1 protein-coding gene is annotated in these 619 nt (G+C 68.0%); it reads right to left on the bottom strand.

All coding sequences use genetic code 11. The annotated features are described in order from the left end of the window. A partial coding sequence (locus tag F0L68_RS40875; RefSeq protein ID WP_149855295.1) for a phosphoenolpyruvate carboxykinase domain-containing protein occupies positions 1-619 on the bottom strand: 619 nt, incomplete at both ends.

Below are 619 nucleotides of genomic sequence, written 5' to 3' on the forward strand. Positions count from 1 at the left end.
GGCCTTGCCCTCGATCCGCTCGATGGCCCACTTCAGCACGCGGGCGTTCTCACCGAACCCGGGCCACAGGAAGTGCTTGTCCTCGGCCCGACGGAACCAGTTGACGTAGAAGATCTTCGGCAGCTTCGTCGAGTCGGCGTGCTTGCCGGTGTCCAGCCAGTGCTGGAAGTAGTCGCCGGCGTTGTAGCCGATGAACGGCAGCATCGCCATCGGGTCGCGGCGCACCACGCCGACCTGACCGACGGCGGCGGCGGTGGTCTCGCTGGACAGCGTGGCGCCCATGAAGGTGCCGTGCTGCCAGTCCCGGGACTCGGTGATCAGCGGGATCGTGGTGGCGCGGCGGCCACCGAAGAAGATCGCCGAGATCGGCACGCCGTTGGGGTCGTCCCACTCGGCCGCCTTGATCGGGCACTGCTCGATCGGCGTGCAGTAGCGGGAGTTCGGGTGGCTGGACAGCTCGGTGGAGTCCGGCGTCCAGTCCTGCTTCTTCCACGAGGTGAGGTGCGCGGGCGGCTCGCCCTTGCCCTCCCACCAGACGTCGCCGTCGTCGGTGTGCGCCACGTTGGTGAACAGGGAGTTGCCCTGCTCGATGGTGCGCATCGCGTTGGGGTTGGTGTGC

Origin of the sequence: Solihabitans fulvus (assembly GCF_008386585.1) — a bacterium.
GTDB classification, from domain to species: domain Bacteria; phylum Actinomycetota; class Actinomycetes; order Mycobacteriales; family Pseudonocardiaceae; genus Solihabitans; species Solihabitans fulvus.